The sequence below is a fragment of the Acidovorax sp. LjRoot38 genome, assembly GCF_964252975.1.
GTDB classification, from domain to species: domain Bacteria; phylum Pseudomonadota; class Gammaproteobacteria; order Burkholderiales; family Burkholderiaceae_C; genus Acidovorax; species Acidovorax facilis.
Map to the genome: position 1 here is coordinate 237,227 of NZ_CAXUPT020000004.1, position 15,803 is coordinate 253,029.

General features: G+C 65.2%; 14 protein-coding genes. 2 read left to right on the top strand and 12 right to left on the bottom strand.

The genetic code is table 11. The annotated features are described in order from the left end of the window. Positions 1 to 124 precede the first annotated feature (124 nt). Positions 125 to 1,057 (bottom strand): LysR family transcriptional regulator, encoded by a 933-nt coding sequence (locus ACSQ22_RS08835; protein WP_436130076.1) that lies wholly within the window; start codon positions 1,055 to 1,057, stop codon positions 125 to 127. An 83-nt stretch (positions 1,058 to 1,140) separates the two neighbouring features. Here ACSQ22_RS08835 and ACSQ22_RS08840 point away from each other — a divergent pair, with 83 nt between their 5' ends. Together ACSQ22_RS08840 and ACSQ22_RS08845 are read left to right on the top strand one after the other, a co-directional pair. Further along, positions 1,141 to 1,884, top strand: coding sequence for a sulfite exporter TauE/SafE family protein (locus ACSQ22_RS08840; protein WP_436130077.1), 744 nt, complete (start codon positions 1,141 to 1,143; stop codon positions 1,882 to 1,884). 6 nt (positions 1,885 to 1,890) lie between these two features. Beyond that, the gene (locus ACSQ22_RS08845) at positions 1,891 to 2,082 is read left to right on the top strand and encodes a hypothetical protein (protein ID WP_436130078.1); all 192 of its coding nucleotides are present in this window, start codon (positions 1,891 to 1,893) and stop codon (positions 2,080 to 2,082) included. A gap of 209 nt (positions 2,083 to 2,291) precedes the next feature. Here ACSQ22_RS08845 and dgoD read toward each other — a convergent pair whose 3' ends face one another. The 11 genes from dgoD to chvE all read right to left on the bottom strand — a co-directional run bounded on the left by dgoD (position 2,292) and on the right by chvE (position 15,718). After that, a complete protein-coding gene (dgoD, locus tag ACSQ22_RS08850) occupies positions 2,292 to 3,440 on the bottom strand; it encodes a galactonate dehydratase (protein ID WP_436130079.1) in 1,149 nt (382 codons plus the stop codon). Between the two features lie 58 nt (positions 3,441 to 3,498). Next, the gene (locus ACSQ22_RS08855) at positions 3,499 to 4,158 is read right to left on the bottom strand and encodes a 2-dehydro-3-deoxy-6-phosphogalactonate aldolase (protein WP_436130080.1); all 660 of its coding nucleotides are present in this window, start codon (positions 4,156 to 4,158) and stop codon (positions 3,499 to 3,501) included. After that, on the bottom strand, positions 4,155 to 5,198 hold the full coding sequence (locus ACSQ22_RS08860; RefSeq protein WP_436130081.1) for a 2-dehydro-3-deoxygalactonokinase: 1,044 nt from the start codon (positions 5,196 to 5,198) through the stop codon (positions 4,155 to 4,157). Before ACSQ22_RS08860 ends, ACSQ22_RS08855 begins: the two co-directional genes overlap by 4 nt. Before the next feature lie 11 nt (positions 5,199 to 5,209). Next, positions 5,210 to 6,148: a dihydrodipicolinate synthase family protein gene (locus tag ACSQ22_RS08865; RefSeq protein ID WP_436130082.1), complete on the bottom strand. Its 939-nt coding sequence runs from the start codon at positions 6,146 to 6,148 to the stop codon at positions 5,210 to 5,212. 113 nt (positions 6,149 to 6,261) lie between these two features. Then, positions 6,262 to 7,995, bottom strand: a complete 1,734-nt coding sequence (locus tag ACSQ22_RS08870) for an IlvD/Edd family dehydratase (RefSeq protein WP_436130083.1) — start codon at positions 7,993 to 7,995, stop codon at positions 6,262 to 6,264. Positions 7,996 to 8,029: 34 nt separating this feature from the next. Next, positions 8,030 to 9,067, bottom strand: a complete 1,038-nt coding sequence (gene yjfF / locus ACSQ22_RS08875) for a galactofuranose ABC transporter, permease protein YjfF (protein ID WP_436130084.1) — start codon at positions 9,065 to 9,067, stop codon at positions 8,030 to 8,032. Beyond that, the gene (locus ACSQ22_RS08880; RefSeq protein WP_436130085.1) at positions 9,064 to 10,110 is read right to left on the bottom strand and encodes an ABC transporter permease; all 1,047 of its coding nucleotides are present in this window, start codon (positions 10,108 to 10,110) and stop codon (positions 9,064 to 9,066) included. Before ACSQ22_RS08880 ends, yjfF begins: the two co-directional genes overlap by 4 nt. After that, on the bottom strand, positions 10,103 to 11,653 hold the full coding sequence (locus ACSQ22_RS08885) for a sugar ABC transporter ATP-binding protein (RefSeq protein ID WP_436130086.1): 1,551 nt from the start codon (positions 11,651 to 11,653) through the stop codon (positions 10,103 to 10,105). Before ACSQ22_RS08885 ends, ACSQ22_RS08880 begins: the two co-directional genes overlap by 8 nt. Continuing rightward, complete coding sequence (mmsB, locus tag ACSQ22_RS08890) at positions 11,653 to 12,882, bottom strand: multiple monosaccharide ABC transporter permease (RefSeq protein WP_436130087.1); 1,230 nt, start codon at positions 12,880 to 12,882, stop codon at positions 11,653 to 11,655. Before mmsB ends, ACSQ22_RS08885 begins: the two co-directional genes overlap by 1 nt. A gap of 59 nt (positions 12,883 to 12,941) precedes the next feature. Continuing rightward, positions 12,942 to 14,537, bottom strand: coding sequence for a multiple monosaccharide ABC transporter ATP-binding protein (gene mmsA, locus ACSQ22_RS08895; protein ID WP_436130088.1), 1,596 nt, complete (start codon positions 14,535 to 14,537; stop codon positions 12,942 to 12,944). Between the two features lie 110 nt (positions 14,538 to 14,647). Next, positions 14,648 to 15,718 carry a multiple monosaccharide ABC transporter substrate-binding protein gene (gene chvE, locus ACSQ22_RS08900; RefSeq protein ID WP_436130089.1) on the bottom strand — a complete coding sequence of 357 codons (1,071 nt, stop codon included), beginning with the start codon at positions 15,716 to 15,718 and terminating at the stop codon, positions 14,648 to 14,650. Positions 15,719 to 15,803 lie beyond the last annotated feature (85 nt).

A 15,803-nucleotide genomic window follows, 5' to 3' on the forward strand; every position in this document is an offset into this window, starting at 1 on the left:
GGAAAATTGGAAGCGGTTGCGAGAGGCTGCAGCGCAGGGTTTGCAGCCGGTCAGTTTTCTGACGCTGATAGCAGGCTACAGGGCAACAGCAATCCTTATCCCATACCCTGCCAACGTCCTCTGCTCACCGGCTCCCGGCCTGCGGTCGCGCTGTCAGCAGCGCATTGGCCAGTGCGCTCACGCTGGGCAGTTCGCTGCCTGCCGGGGTCATGCAAACGAGCAGCTTTCTCCGAGACCAAGCATCAGATAGTCCTAGGATCTGGGTGCCTGACTTGGCAAAGCGCGCAGCCGCGCTTTCGGACATCACCGCCACTCCCACGCCTTCGGCTACCAATTGCGCGACAGCGTCAAATCCGCCCAGACGCACCCGATGGCGCGGGACCCGGCCACTGCGACTGGCCTGGGCTGCCAGAAAGCGGCTGAGTCCACTCTCCCGGGCCAAACCCACAAAGGGATGCACTAGCAATTCGCCATACGCCACGGAACGGCGGCGGCCCAAAGACCAGCGCTTTGGCAAGAGTGCCACCAGACGGTCATCGACCCATGGCTGCACAAGCAGCCCAGAGGAGTCCACGTAATCGGCGACGATGCCCAGGTCGGCGGTGCCACGGCGCAATGCCTCTACGACCGCCTCGCTCGAAAGCTCTTGCACGTCCACATCAAGATCAGGGGTCTTCACCAAGAATTGGCCGATCGTGCGCGGAAGGCTCTCGGACATGGCGGCTGTGTTGCACAGCAGCCGAACGGTCCCGCGCAATCCATGACCAAAGCTCGCCATCTCTACATGCAGCGATTCGAGCTCAGCCAGCACGCGGTTGGCATGGCGCAGCAGAGCGCGTCCCGCATCGGTGGGTATTGCGCCCGACTTGGACCGCTCCAACAACCGCGAACCGGTCGCGTCTTCAAGACCCTTGAGGCGAGCGCTGGCCGCAGCCAACGACAGATTCACGGACGAAGCAGCGGCAGTGATGGTTCCATGCTCCATCACGGCGGCAAAGAGGTGCAGGTCAAACGGATCAACGCGGTAATCCGTGGTGCGGCGCTTAGGGGTACTCATGACCGCCATCCTACGGAATACGCGAAGGATCTGTTCACTGCTATCCGATGGACAGCACTTGAGCCATGCATACACCATAGGGCATGGACATATTGCAGCTCTTGATGGTGGTCGTTGTTTTCGTTCTGGCCGGTGGTGTGAAGGGCGTCACCGGCATGGGGCTGCCTACAGTGGCCGTGAGCTTGCTCGGTCTGTGGATGCCCCCTGTGCAAGCGGCCGCACTGTTGGTCATACCCTCGCTGGCAACCAATATCGCGCAATGCCGTGGCCCTCACCTGCGCTCACTGGTATCCCGGCTGTGGCCTGGTTGGCTGGCAATCGCGATCGTGACTGTGAGCGCGCCCGGTCTGGGGGACGCCGTTTCCGCACAAACGACCAAGGGCTTGCTGGGCGGGATTCTCATGGCCTATGGCATCTGGGGCTTGTGGCGACCTCAGCTGCCCGATCTTTCACTCACCAGCAAATGGATCAGCCTGCCGACAGGCGCGGCCACTGGGTTCGTGACGGCACTCACTGCCGTCTTCGTATTGCCCTGGGTTCCCTACTTGCAGACGCTGCGGCTGGGCAAGGACGAGATGGTGCAAGCGCTGGGCCTTTCGTTCACCGTGGCCACTCTGTCGCTCGCCGTGAAAGTGCAGATGTCCGCCCCTTTGGGGTTGATCTCGTCGTCTGTTGCTATTGCAGTCGGTGGAGCATTGATCGGCGCATTGAGCGGGCTCAAGCTTGGTGAGCTGCTACGTAGCCGCCTTGTCGGTCCCGTCTTCCAGAAGGCGCTTTTTATGGTGTTCCTCGGGTTGGGTGCAGCCAACCTGATCCAGGCAGACTGACACAGCATGAGCGGAAAAAAGGAGTTGCTTGAGGCTGCTGCCTTGTTAGAGCGGGCTTACCGGCTGGCACATGTGTTGCAAGGCGAAGGTTTGCTTGAAATCGGAAGCAGACAGTTTGTCGCAGATGAGCTTGTCGAGGTGCTTGACGAAGCTCGTGTGGCGCTTTTTGCAGCCAGTGATTTGCCCAAGTCGCTCTGATTTTTTCTGAGCTGGAATGAGTCCTCCACGTGCAAGCTAGGGTTCGAAAGATGGAACCGCGCGACTGCTCCTGGCCTATTGATCTGGCGCAATCCATTCATGAGCCCCGTTCGAGCCGAGGCTGCCGAAGCCCTGGGCAAGCTGAGGTACAGCGCCATCGATACTCTGAAATAAACCGCGCCGCATCAATAGCAAGGCGCCCAACCCCCTCACCACTCCGCAAAACTTCCATCCCGGTGCCGCCACACCGGGTTCCTCCACCGGTGCCCCTCCTGCGCACGCTCGCGCACATAGTCTTCGTTCACCTCAATCCCTAACCCCGGCCCGGTGGGGATGGCGACCATCCCGTCCTGGTACGCAAACACCCCTGGGTTGGACACATAGTCCATCAGGTCGTTGGCCTGGTTGTAGTGGATGCCCAGGCTTTGCTCCTGGATGAAGGCGTTGTAGCAAACGGCGTCCAGCTGCAGGTTGGCGGCCAGGGCAATGGGGCCCAGCGGGCAGTGCAGGGCCAGGGCCACGTCGTAGGCCTCGGCCATGCTGGCGATCTTGCGGGTCTCGGTGATGCCGCCTGCGTGTGAGGGGTCGGGCTGGATGATGTCCGCATAGCCGCCTTGCAGCACGCGCTTGAAGTCCCAGCGCGAGTACAGGCGCTCGCCCAGGGCGATGGGGGTGGACGAGATGCGGGCGATCTCCTTCAGCGCCTCTTCGTGTTCGCTCAGCACGGGCTCTTCGATGAACATGAGCTTGTAGGGCTCCAGCTCCTTGACCAGCACCTTGGCCATGGGCCGATGCACACGGCCGTGGAAGTCCACGCCAATCCCTACATTCGGCCCCACGGCCTCGCGCACGGCGGCCACGTTCTGCAGGCAGCGCTCCACCTTGTCGTAGCTGTCCACGTACTGCACCTCTTCGGTGCCGTTCATCTTCACGGCCGTGAAGCCGCGCGCCACGGCGGCCTGGGCAGCGGCGGCTGTCTCGCTGGGGCGGTCTCCGCCGATCCAGCTGTAGACCTTGATATGGCTGCGCACATTGCCCCCCAGCAGCTCGGACACGGGCACGCCCAACGCCTTGCCCTTGATGTCCCACAGGGCCTGGTCTATCCCGGCCAGTGCGCTCATGTGCACGCCTCCGCCCCGGTAGAAGCCGCCCCGGTACAGCACGGTCCAATGGTCTTCGATGTGGCGTGGGTCTTTGCCAATGAGGTAGTCGGCCAGTTCATCGACCGCAGCGGCCACGGTGTGCGCGCGGCCTTCCAGCACGGGTTCGCCCCAGCCGGTGATGCCTTCGTCGGTTTCGATTTTGAGGAAGCACCAGCGCGGCGGGACGATGAACGTGGTGAGTCGGGTGATCTTCATGGGGGATGGGCAGTCGGTTCAGAAGTGCTGGGTTGTCTGGAACGAGTAGGGGGGCGGTTCAGGCCGTGGCGGGCGCGGTGCCAAAGGACTCCTGCCACGCCCGCGCAAACGCTGCAGCCTTGTGCGCCACCTCGGGGGCCTGGTCACCGGGCCGGTACAGGGCCGATCCCAGGCCAAAGCCGCTGGCGCCAGCGGCGGCATAGGGCGCAATGCTCTCGGGCACGATGCCGCCCACGGGCACCAGTGCCATGGGCGGCGTGATGACGGCGCGCCAGGCCTTGAGCACATGGGGCGGCAGCGCCTCGGCAGGGAACAGCTTGAGCATGTTGGCGCCCGCTGCCAGCGCGGCGTAGGCCTCGGTCAGCGTGGCCACGCCAGGCGCGCAGGCCATGCCGGCAGCGCGGGCGGCCCGGATCACATCGGGGTCGCTGTGGGGCATGACGATGATCTGCCCGCCAGCTGCGGCCACATCGGCCACGGCATCGATGGAGAGCACGGTGCCTGCGCCCACGAGGCAGTCGGCTGGCAGTGCATCGCGCAGTGCGCGGATGCTGGCCAGCGGCTCGGGCGAGTTGAGCGGCACTTCGATGATGCGAAACCCCGCGTCGTACAGCGCGTGGCCGATGGCCACCACCTCGTGCGGCTGCACGCCGCGCAGGATGGCGATGAGCCCGCAGCGCTGCAGGATGTGGAACAGGGCTTTGTCTATGGGGTTCATGCGGCCAGACTCCCGGCGGTGAAGGGGTGTGAGGGGGAGGGCGCAACGACCAGCCCTGCTGCCAGCGCGATCTGCCACAGCCCAGTGGCCGTGGCCTGCGTGGCGATGGCGGGGGCGGCAAAGCCACAGGTCTGCAGCGCGATGGCGTAGCGGCGGCACAGGTCGGGCTCGCCGCACAGCACCAGCGTTTGTGGTGTTGTCGGGGTTTGATCCTGTGCGCGGCTCAGGCTCGCCACCTCGTACCCGATCAGCAGGCCGGAGAGGTAGTCCGCTTGCGCGGTAGGCGCCAGCGCGCCGGTCAGCCCCAGCGTGCGGGTGCTGAAAATGTGCGAGAGCAAGCCCAGTGCGGCGTCACTTCCGCGCGCCACCTCCAGCCCGCGCACAAAGGCTTCGTCGTCGGGCGTGGCAGTGGCCTGCATGGTTTTGCCCAAGATGGTGTGACCGCGCAGGGCCGCAAACACCTCGCCGGTCATGAAGGTGTGGAACTGCTCGATGCGCCCCTGGCGTGCCAGCACCCATTTGCTGTGCGTACCGGGCAGGCCTATAAGCACGGGCGCATCCGCAGGCAGCGCAAGGCCCGCCAGCACGCCCAGCACCTGGGTTTCTTCGCCGCGCATCACGTTGGGCAGCGCGCCCTGCTGCAACAGGCCCGGCACGATGTGCAGCGGCGGGCCGTCGCGCCGCTCCACCAGCGTCAGGCCCCGCGCCAGTGCATCGAGCGAGGTGGGCGTCGGCAGGTACTTGGCCTCGCGCCAGCCCTGGGCGCTGCCCACCATGCCGCAGGCCAGCAGGGGCAGGCCAGGTGTGGCGGCCAGCCAGTCTCCGCAGGTGTCTTGCAGTGCGCGTTCAAACGCGGCACCGGGCTCGCCGTCTGCCACGCTCGCGGTGGCGGGTGGCAGGTTCATGATGCCCCAGGGGCGGTGCCGCGTCTCCAGCACCTCGCCATGCGCGCCCATGTGGAAGGCGCGCAATGCGCTGGTGCCCCAGTCCAGGGCAATCAGGCCCGCCTCGGCGGGCACCAGATAACGTGCAGGCACCATGGGTGTCCTGCTTAACGTGCCCAGCGCAGCACCAGCGGGTCCAGCCGCCGCGCGATGTCGATCAGGCCGCGTCGCACCTCAGGGTGCATGGCCGGGAAGGGGTGGCGGCCTGCCTCGCAGGCGATCACGCCGCCTTCCTTCATCAGTGCCTTGGCCGTGAGGATGCCGCCCTGGCGGTTTTCGTGGTTGATGAGGGGCAACCAGCGCTGGTAGAGCGCAAACGCCTGGTCCATGTCACCCTGGCGGTGGGCTTCGATGATGGGGCGAATGCCGTCGGGGAACGCACCGCCCGTCATCGCGCCCGTGGCGCCCGCATCCAGGTCGGCCAGCAGGGTGATGGCTTCTTCGCCGTCCCACGGGCCTTCGATGGCGTCTCCACCCAGGCGGATCAGCTCGCGCAGCTTGCTGGCGGCGCCGGGCACTTCGATCTTGAAGTAGGCCAGGTTTTCAATCTCTTGCGCCATGCGGGCCAGGAAGGGGGCCGAAAGCACGGTGCCGCTGGCGGGCGCGTCCTGCACCATGATCGGAATGCGGATCGCATCCGACACACGGGCATAGAACTCGTAAATCTGCGCCTCGGGCACGCGGAAGGTGGCACCGTGGTAGGGCGGCATGACCATCACCATGGCCGCGCCCATGTCCTGCGCGGCGCGGCTGCGTTCGGCGCACACGCGGGTGCCGTAGTGGGTGGTGGTGACGATCACCGGCACGCGGCCCGCCACGTGCTCCAGCGATGTGCGGGTGAGGACTTCGCGCTCGGCATCGGACAGCGAGAACTGCTCGGAGAAGTTGGCCAGGATGCAGACGCCATCCACACCGGCGTCGATCATGAAGTCAAGGCAGCGCCTCTGGCTGTCGAGGTCGAGGCGGCCGTCTTCATGGAACGTGGTGGGCACCACGGGGAAGATGCCGCGGTAGCGAGGGTTCTGGAGGGAATGGGTGGCTGGCATGGCGGGTGCGGGTAAAAATTTGAGTGAAATATGCCTCTAGCGCTATTTGAATAAGCGCTGGTAGCTATTGAATCTGTAGCAATTGACGGCGACGATCGCCTCAGTGGGGCACATCAATGCGAGTGGCGGGGCACAGCAGCCCCCCGGCAGCCGACCAAGAAGTCAAAGTCACAGCCATCGTCCGCCTGCAGTACGTGGTCCACATACAGGCGTTGGTAGCCGCCGCGTCCGCCGTTGTCCGCGCCAGCCAATGCGGCCAGGCGTGCTGCCAGTTCCTCGTCGCTGATGTCCAGGTGCAGGCGGCCGTTCTCGCAGTCCAGCTCAATGAAATCGCCATCGCGCACAGCTGCCAGCGGGCCACCGGCTGCCGCCTCGGGCGCCACGTGCAGCACCACGGTGCCGTAGGCGGTGCCGCTCATGCGGGCGTCGGAGATGCGCACCATGTCCTTGACGCCCTGGCGCAGCAGCTTGGGCGGCAGGCCCATGTTGCCCACCTCGGCCATGCCGGGGTAGCCCTTGGGGCCGCAGTTCTTGAGCACCATCACGCAGCTGGCGTCGATGTCCAGGTTTTCATCGACGATGCGCTCCTTGTAGTGCTCCAGGTTCTCGAACACCACGGCGCGGCCCCGGTGCTTGAGCAGTTCGGGCGAGGCGGCGGAGGGCTTGAGCACCGCGCCACGCGGCGCCAGGTTGCCGCGCAGGATGCAGATGCCGCCGTCGGCAATCAGCGGGTTGCTGATCGGGCGGATCACCTCGTCGTTGTATTGGGGCGCTTCGCGCACGTTGTCCCACAGGCTCTTGCCGTTGACGGTGAGGGCGTTGGGGTGGGGCAGCAGGCCGTTCTCGCCCAGGCGGCGCAGCACGGCGGGCAGGCCGCCCGCGTAGTAGAACTCTTCCATCAGGAAGCGGCCCGAGGGCTGCAGGTCTACCAGCGTGGGCGTGCCACGGCCAATGCGCGTCCAGTCCTCCAGGTCCAGCTGTACGCCGATGCGGCCTGCGATGGCCTTGAGGTGGATGACCGCGTTGGTGGAGCCGCCGATGGCGGCGTTGGTGCGGATGGCGTTCTCGAAGGCTTCGCGGGTCAGGATCTTGGAGAGCGTGAGCCCTTCGTGTGCCATTTCCACAATGCGCTTGCCTGACATGTGCGCCAGCACATAGCGGCGCGAGTCCACCGCCGGGATGGCTGCGTTGTGCGGCAGCGATGTGCCCAGCGATTCAGCCATGCAGGCCATGGTGCTGGCCGTGCCCATGGTGTTGCAGGTGCCGGCAGAGCGGGACATGCCGGCCTCGGCCGCGAAGAACTGGTGCTCGTTGATCTCGCCGGCTTTCAGTGACTCGTGCAGGCGCCACACGGCCGTGCCCGAGCCGATGTCCTTGCCGTCGAGCTTGCCGTTGAGCATGGGCCCGCCCGTGACCACGATGGCGGGCACATCGCAGCTGGCTGCGCCCATCAGCAGGGCCGGTGTGGTCTTGTCGCAGCCCACCAGCAGCACCACCGCGTCGATGGGGTTGCCGCGAATGGCCTCTTCCACGTCCATGCTGGCCAGGTTGCGCGTGAGCATGGCTGTGGGGCGCAGATTGGATTCGCCGTTGGAGAACACCGGGAACTCCACCGGAAAGCCGCCCGCCTCGTAAATGCCGCGTTTCACATGCTCGGCAATCTTGCGAAAGTGAGCATTGCACGGGGTCAGCTCGGACCAGGTGTTGCAGATGCCGATCACAGGCCGGCCGTCAAACGCGTGGTCGGGGATGCCCTGGTTCTTCATCCAGCTGCGGTACATGAAGCCGTTCTTGTCGGCCGTGCCGAACCATTCGGCGGAGCGGAGTTTGCGCTTGGGGGTGGTCATGGTGGGGTGCGAGAGAAAGAGGAGAAATGAAGAGTCAACGGACCTTGCCCGAGCGGCGCGAAAGCAGCCGCTGCAGCAGACAGAAAGCGAACAGCAGCACACCAACGACGATGCGTGTCCACCAGGAGCTGAGCGTGCCGTCGAAGGAAATCAGGGTCTGGATGATTCCGAGCATGAGCACGCCAAACAGCGTGCCCGCCACATAGCCCACGCCACCCGTGAGCAGCGTGCCGCCAATGACCACGGCGGCAATTGCGTCCAGCTCCATGCCCACGGCATGCAGGCCATAGCCCGAGAGCATGTAGAACGTGAACACCACGCCCGCCAGCGCTGAGCAAAAGCCCGAGAGCGTGTAGACGCCAATGAGTGTGCGGCGCACCGGCAGGCCCATGAGAACAGCCGAGTGCTCGCTGCCGCCCACCGCATACACGCTGCGGCCAAACGGCGTGCAGTGCGCCACAAACAGGGCCACCAGCTGCACGGCGATGGCGATGAGCGCGCCCAGCGATAGGGATGCGCCTTCCCACAGCGGCAGGCGCCACTGGGCCAGCTCGGAGTAGCCTTCGTGTGTGATGCTGATCGAGTCGATGCTGATCAGGTAGCACAGCCCCCGCGCCAGGAACATGCCTGCCAGCGTGACGATGAAGGGCTGAAGCCGAAAGCGCTCGATGAGGAAACCCATGAACGCGCCAAATGCCGTGCCCATCAGCAGCACCAGCGGGATGGCGACCATCGGGTTCCAGCCCCGGTGTTCCACCAGCGCGGCCAGCACCATGGTGGTCAGCGCCACCACCGAGCCCACCGAGAGGTCGATACCGCCCGACAGGATCACGAACGTCATGCCCACCGCCACGATGATGAGAAAGGCGTTGTCGATCAGCAGGTTGAGGAAAACCTGGGCCGAAAAGAACCCGGTGTACAGCACCGAACCCAGCGTGGCCATGGCCACGAACAGCGAGATGGTGGCTGCCAGCGGCAGGTACTTGGGGTTGAACCGCGCGCGCGCGGCGGTGGCCTGTGGGGCAGGGTGGTTCACGGTGCCGAAGCCTGCGGTCTTGGGTACGGCGCTCATTGCAAAGCTCCCGCGCCGGGGCGGCGTGCCAGGGCGCCCACTTGCGCCCGGAACTCGGGCGACTGCAGCAGCATCACGATGAACACCACCACGGCCTTCACCACCAGGTTGATCTCGGGCGGCACGCCCAGCGAGTAGATGGCGTAGGTCAGCGTCTGGATGATGAGCGCGCCGATCACGCTGCCCACCAGGCTGAAGCGGCCGCCCGTGAGGGCGGTGCCGCCCAGCGTGACGGCCAGGATGGCGTCCAGCTCCAGCAGCTGCCCGGCGTTGTTGCCGTCCGCGCTTTTCACGTTGGAGCTGATGAGCAGCCCCGCAATGCCCGCGCAGACGCCGCAGAACACATAGGCCGCCACGATGAGCCGCCCCGCCTGCACACCCGCCACCCGCGCCGCCGTGGGGTTGATGCCCACTGCCTGGATGAACAGGCCCAGCGCCGTGCGCGTGATGGCGAGGTACAGCACCACGAAGACTGCGGCCACTACGAACACAGAGAACGGCAGCCCTGCCAGGTACCCACCGCCCATGAAGAAGTAGGGCGTGTAGTAGATGGTGATGATCTGCCCGTCGGTGATGAGCTGGGCAATGCCCCGGCCCGCCACCATGAGGATCAGCGTGGCAATGATGGGCTGCATGCCCACCTTGGCGACCAGCACGCCGTTCCACAGCCCACACAGCAGCGCCACGCCAATGGCGCCCAGGATGGCGACTGGGAGCGGAAACCGGCTTTCGGTGCCTGATACCGAGCCGCCGATCAGCCACGCTGCCACGGCCGCTGCAATGGCCACCGTCGCACCCACCGAAATATCGATGCCGCGCGTCGCAATCACCAGCGTCATGCCCAGCGACACCAGCACTAGTGGCGCGGCGCGGTTCAGGATGTCGATGAGGCTGCCGTACAGGTGCCCGTCGCGCCATTCAATGTGTAGGAAGCTGCTGTTGAACACCGTGTTCACGATGAGCAGCAGTGCCAGCGTGATCAGGGGCCAGGCCAGACGGTGGCGCAGCAGGGCCACCAGAAGGGAGGGGGAACGTTCAGACATGTTCGGCAGCAATCAGGTCGTAGACGGCGTCTTCGCTGCTGCCTGCAGGCAGCTCGCCCACCTTGCGGCGGTCGCGGAGCACCACGATGCGGTGCGCCACGCGCACCACCTCGCTCATTTCGGAAGAGATGAACAGCACCGCCATGCCCGCCTGGGCCAGGCGCAGGATCTGGTCCATGATTTCCTGCTTGGCGGCCACGTCGATGCCGCGCGTGGGTTCGTCCAGGATCAGCAGGCGCGGCTCGATGGCCATCCAGCGCGCGAGGATCGCCTTTTGCTGGTTGCCGCCCGAGAGCAAGCCGATGGGCTTGTCCACACTCTCGGTCTTGATGCCCAGCAGCTTCACATAGCGCTCGGCCAGCGCCGTTTGCTCTGCGCGCGAGAGGAACTTGCCCACGCCCATGCGGGCCTGCAGCGCCAGCGCAATGTTCTCGCGCACCGACAGCTCGGCCACGATGCCGTCGGTCTTGCGCTCTTCGGGGCACAGGGCGAGGCCATGGCGGATGGCGTCCATGGGGTTGGCAAACTTCACCACCTGCCCGTCGATGCGCAGTGCGCCCCGGTCGGGCTGCTCCAGGCCAAACAGCAGGCGCGCCAGCTCGGTGCGGCCCGAGCCCAGCAGCCCCGCCAGGCCCACCACCTCGCCTGCGCGGATCTGCAGATCCAGCGGCTGCAGTTGCGTGTCTTGCCCCAGGCCCTCGGTTTGCAGCAGCGTGGCTTGACGGCTGTCCACGGCGGGCGCTGGTGCGGGTTGCTCCGACGCTGCGGCCAGGTCGCGGCCCAGCATGGCGGCGATCAGCGCCTGTGGCCCCAGGTCTTTGGCCAGCCACTCGCCGACCCAGCTGCCGTTGCGCAGCACGGTGATGCGGTCGGACACGGCATACACCTGGTTCAGGAAATGCGTCACAAAGACGATGGACAGCCCCTCGCTGCGCAGGCGCCGCAGCACCTCAAAGAGCTTTTGCACCTCGTCGTCGTCCAGGCTGGAGGTGGGCTCATCCAGAATCAGCACGCGCGACTCGATGCTGAGTGCGCGCGCAATCGCCACCAGCTGCTGCACGGCCACGGGGTAGTCCGACAGCAGGCGCGTCACGTCGATCTGCAGTCCGATGCGCGCCACCAGATCGCGGGCGCGCTGGTGCAGCGTGGCCCAGTCGATGCGAAAGCCCTGCGCAATGCCGCAGCGCGGATAGCGGCCCGCAAAGATGTTCTCGGCCACCGAGAGGTTGGGGCAGAGGTTGACCTCCTGGTACACGGTGCTGATGCCCAGGCGCTGCGCGGCCAGCGGCGAATCGGGCCACACGGCTTCTCCGCCCAGCCGCATCTGCCCGCCGCTGGCCTCCAGCACGCCCGTCAGCACCTTGATCAGCGTGGACTTGCCCGCGCCGTTTTGCCCCATCAGCGCATGGATCTCGCCAGGGTAGAGGTTGAGCTGCACGTCGCGCAGCACGGGGATGCCCGCAAACTGCTTGTGGATTCCCGAAAGCTGCAGCACAGGCGCGGCAGCGGGGGCGTGAGCGGTGGACGCGTCCATGGGGGTCATCACGCTTTGTTCTTGTTGTAAACGTCCACGAGCACGGCGGCCAGCAGCACCACGCCCTTGATGACCTGCTGGTAGTCGATGCCGATGCCCAGGATGGACATGCCGTTGTTCATCACGCCCATCACGAAGGCGCCGATGACCGCGCCCATCACCTTGCCCACGCCGCCCGATGCCGATGCGCCGCCGATGAAGCAGGCAGCAATCACGTCCAGCTCAAAACCCAGGCCCGCCTTGGGCGTGGCGGTGTTGAGGCGCGCCGCAAACACCAGCCCGGCCAGGGCTGCCAACACGCCCATGTTGATGAAGGCATACAGCGTGAGCCGCTCGGTCTTGATGCCCGATAGCTTGGCCGCCTTCTCGTTGCCGCCCATGGCATAGATGCGGCGGCCGACGGTGGTGCGGCTGGTAACAAAGTCGAACAGCACGATCAGCAGCGCCATCACGATGAGTACGTTGGGCAGGCCCTTGTACGAGGCCAGGAGGTAGCTGAAGTACACCAGTAGCCCGCCAAAAACGATGGTGCGGGCGATGAACAGACCCGCAGGCTCTGTCTGCACGCCGTGGCGCAGCCGGTTGGCGCGCTGGCGCAGGCCGCCCACGGCCAGGGCCGCTGCCACGGCCGCGCCCAGCAGCAGCGAGGTCAGGCGCAGGCCTTCCACGCTGAACAGGTCAGGGATAAAACCCGAGCTGAGCATCTGGAACGCCGAGGGGAACGGCCCCACCGACTGACCCGCCAGCAGCGCCAGCGCCAGGCCCTTGAACACCAGCATGCCCGCCAACGTGACGATGAACGAGGGGATGCGCGAGAAGGCCACAAACCCGCCTTGAATGGCGCCGATGAGCCCGCCGCACAGCAGGCACACCAGCGTGGCGGGCACAAAGTGCCAGTTGTATTCGACCATCAGCACCGCTGCCAGCGCGCCGATGAAGCCACACACCGAGCCCACCGACAGGTCGATGTGCCCGGCCACGATGACCAGCAGCATGCCCAGCGCCATGATGACGATGTAGCTGTTCTGCAGCACCAGGTTGGTCAGGTTCAAGGGCTGCATCAGCGTGCCCTCGGTCATGTACTGGAAGAAGCCCATGATGGCCACCAGCGTGATCAACATGCCGTATTCGCGCAGGTTGTGCTGCAGGTGCTGCAACAGCGATTTGTCGTGCCGCGCCGCTGCTGTCGGGCTGCCGTCGGCCAGCGTGCTGGCGGGGGGATGGGTGGTCTGGCTCATTTCGGTCATCAGTTCAATGCGTTGTGCGGTTCATCAGGCGCTGAAGAGGGGCGCTGCAGCTACGCGCGGCCGCCGTGCAAGGGCCGCCCCGCCGCACTGGCGGCGTCCCCCTTGGGGGGGATGGTGCGAAGCGCCTCAGGGGGGGCACTCACGATGGCTCGCATGATCTTTTCTTGCGAGGCATCTGAAGTTGGCATCTCGGCCACAAAGCGGCCTTCGTTCATCACATAGATGCGGTCCGTGATGCCCAGCAGCTCGGGCATTTCGGAGGAGATCACGATCACGCATTTGCCCTCGGCCGCCAGCTGGGCGATGAGGGTGTAGATCTCGTACTTGGCGCCCACGTCGATGCCGCGCGTGGGCTCGTCGAGGATGAGCACTTCGGGGCTGGTGAACAGCCATTTGCTCAGCACCACTTTTTGCTGGTTGCCGCCGGATAGGTTCAGCGTCTTCTGGTCCACGCCCGAGCAGCGGATGCGCAGCTTCTCGCGGTAATCCTGTGCCACGCGGTGTTCCTGACCGCTGTCGATCACGCTGGCGAACGACACGCCCGGCAGGTTGGCCAGCGAGGTGTTGAACTGGATGTCTTCGTTCAGCACCAGGCCATTGCCCTTGCGGTCTTCGGTCACATAGGCCAGGCCGTGGCGCACGGCCTTTTCCACCGTGCTCACGTCGATGGGCTGCCCGTGCAGACGTACTTCGCCACTGATGCGCTGGCCCCACGAGCGGCCGAAGATGCTCATGGCCAGCTCGGTGCGGCCTGCGCCCATCAGGCCCGCAATGCCCACGATCTCGCCGCGCCGCACATTCAGGTCGATGCCCTTGAGGTGCTCCCGGTCGCTGCGCTGCGGGTGGTGGGCGCGCCAGTTGCGCACCTCAAAAACAATGTCGCCCACTTGCGGCTGGCGCTGGGGGTAGCGGTCGCTCATCTCGCGGCCCACCATGGCCTGGATAACGCGGTCCTCGCTCACTGGGCCTTCGCGGCAGTCCAGCATCTGCACGGTGCTGCCATCGCGCAGCACGGTGATCGAGTCGGCCACGCGCGAGATTTCGTTGAGCTTGTGCGAGATCAGGATGCAGGTAATGCCCTGGGCTTTCAGCTCCAGCAGCAGGTCCAGCAGCGCCTGGCTGTCGTTCTCGTTGAGGCTGGCGGTGGGCTCGTCCAGGATCAGCAGGCGCACCTTGCGCGACAGCGCCTTGGCAATCTCCACCAGCTGCTGCTTGCCCACGCCCAGCTGGCCCACCGGTGTGTCGGGCGACTCGCGCAGGCCCACCTTGTGCAGCAGCGCCTGCGCGCGGCTGTGTGCGGCCATCCAATCGATGACGCCGTGGCGCGCGGTTTCGTTGCCGAGGAAGATGTTCTCGGCAATCGACAGCAGCGGCACCAGCGCCAGCTCCTGGTGAATGATGATGATGCCCAGGTGCTCGCTGTCGCGGATGCCCGCGAATTCGCGCTCCTGCCCGTCGAACAGGATCTGGCCGCTGTAGCTTCCGTGCGGGTACACACCCGACAGCACCTTCATCAGCGTGGATTTGCCCGCCCCGTTTTCGCCGACGATGGCATGAATCTCCCCGGCCTGCACCTGCAGGTTGACCTGGTTCAGCGCCACTACGCCGGGGAAGGTTTTGCGGATGTTCCGCATTTCAAGAAGCATGGTCTCTCAATCTGTTGGTGGGGCCTCTGGCCCCATCCCGGTTGCAGGCCGCCTGCGCTGCCCCAGAGGCATTCGCAGGCGGCGGCTTTAGATGCAGAAGCCGCTCGCGCTCACTTGATCTGAGACTCTTTGTAGTAGCCACTGCCCACGAGTACTGCGTTCCAGTTGGAGGAATCCACCGCCACCGGCTTGAGCAGGTACGAGGGCACCACCTTCACGCCGTTGTTGTAGGTCTTGGTGTCGTTGATCTCGGGCTGCTTGCCCGAGAGCGTGGCGTCCACCATGTTGGCGGCTACCTTGGCCAGCTCGCGGGTGTCCTTGAACACGGTGGAAGACTGCTCGCCCTTCAGGATGGACTTGATGGAAGGCACCTCAGCGTCTTGGCCGCTGACCACGGGGCAGGGCTGCTGGGCGGTGCAGTAGCCCACGCCCTTGAGGGAGGACAGGATGCCGATGGAGATGCCGTCATAGGGCGAGAGCACCGCATGCACCTTGTCCTTGCCATAGTAGGCCGACAGCAGGTTGTCCATGCGCGCCTGGGCCACCGAGCCGTCCCAGCGCAGGGTGCCCACCTTGTTCATGCCGGTCTGCTTGCTGCGCACCACGAGCTTTCCGCTGTCGATGTAGGGCTGCAGCACGCTCATGGCGCCGTCGTAGAAAAAGAAGGCGTTGTTGTCGTCGGGCGAGCCGCCGAACAGTTCGATGTTGAATGGGCCCTTGCCTTGCTTGAGGCCCAGCTTGTCCACGATGGACGTGGCCTGCAGCACGCCCACCTGGAAGTTGTCGAACGTGGCGTAGTAGTCCACGTTCTTCGATCCCTTGATGAGGCGGTCGTACGCGATGACCTTCACGCCCTTGTCGGCCGCACTTTGCAGCACGCGCGACAGCGTGGTGCCGTCAATCGACGCGATCACCAGCACCTTGGCGCCCTTGGTGATCATGTTCTCGATCTGCGCCAACTGGTTGGGGATGTCGTCTTCGGCGTACTGCAGGTCAGTCTTGTAGCCCCGGTCCTTGAGCACCTTGACCATGTTGTCGCCATCGGCAATCCAGCGCGCCGAGGACTTGGTGGGCATCGAGATGCCGATGGTGCCCTTGTCCTGGGCCGATGCCACGGACGTGGCGCCCATGGCAGCCAAGGCCACGGTGGCCAAAACGGCCTTGAAAATTGCACGCTTCATTTGGTTTTGTCTCCTGTTTTGTTTTGAATACCTACGCCATTGCAGCGGGCGGGTGGCTCTACAACCGTTAGGGTTGAGCCTGCCT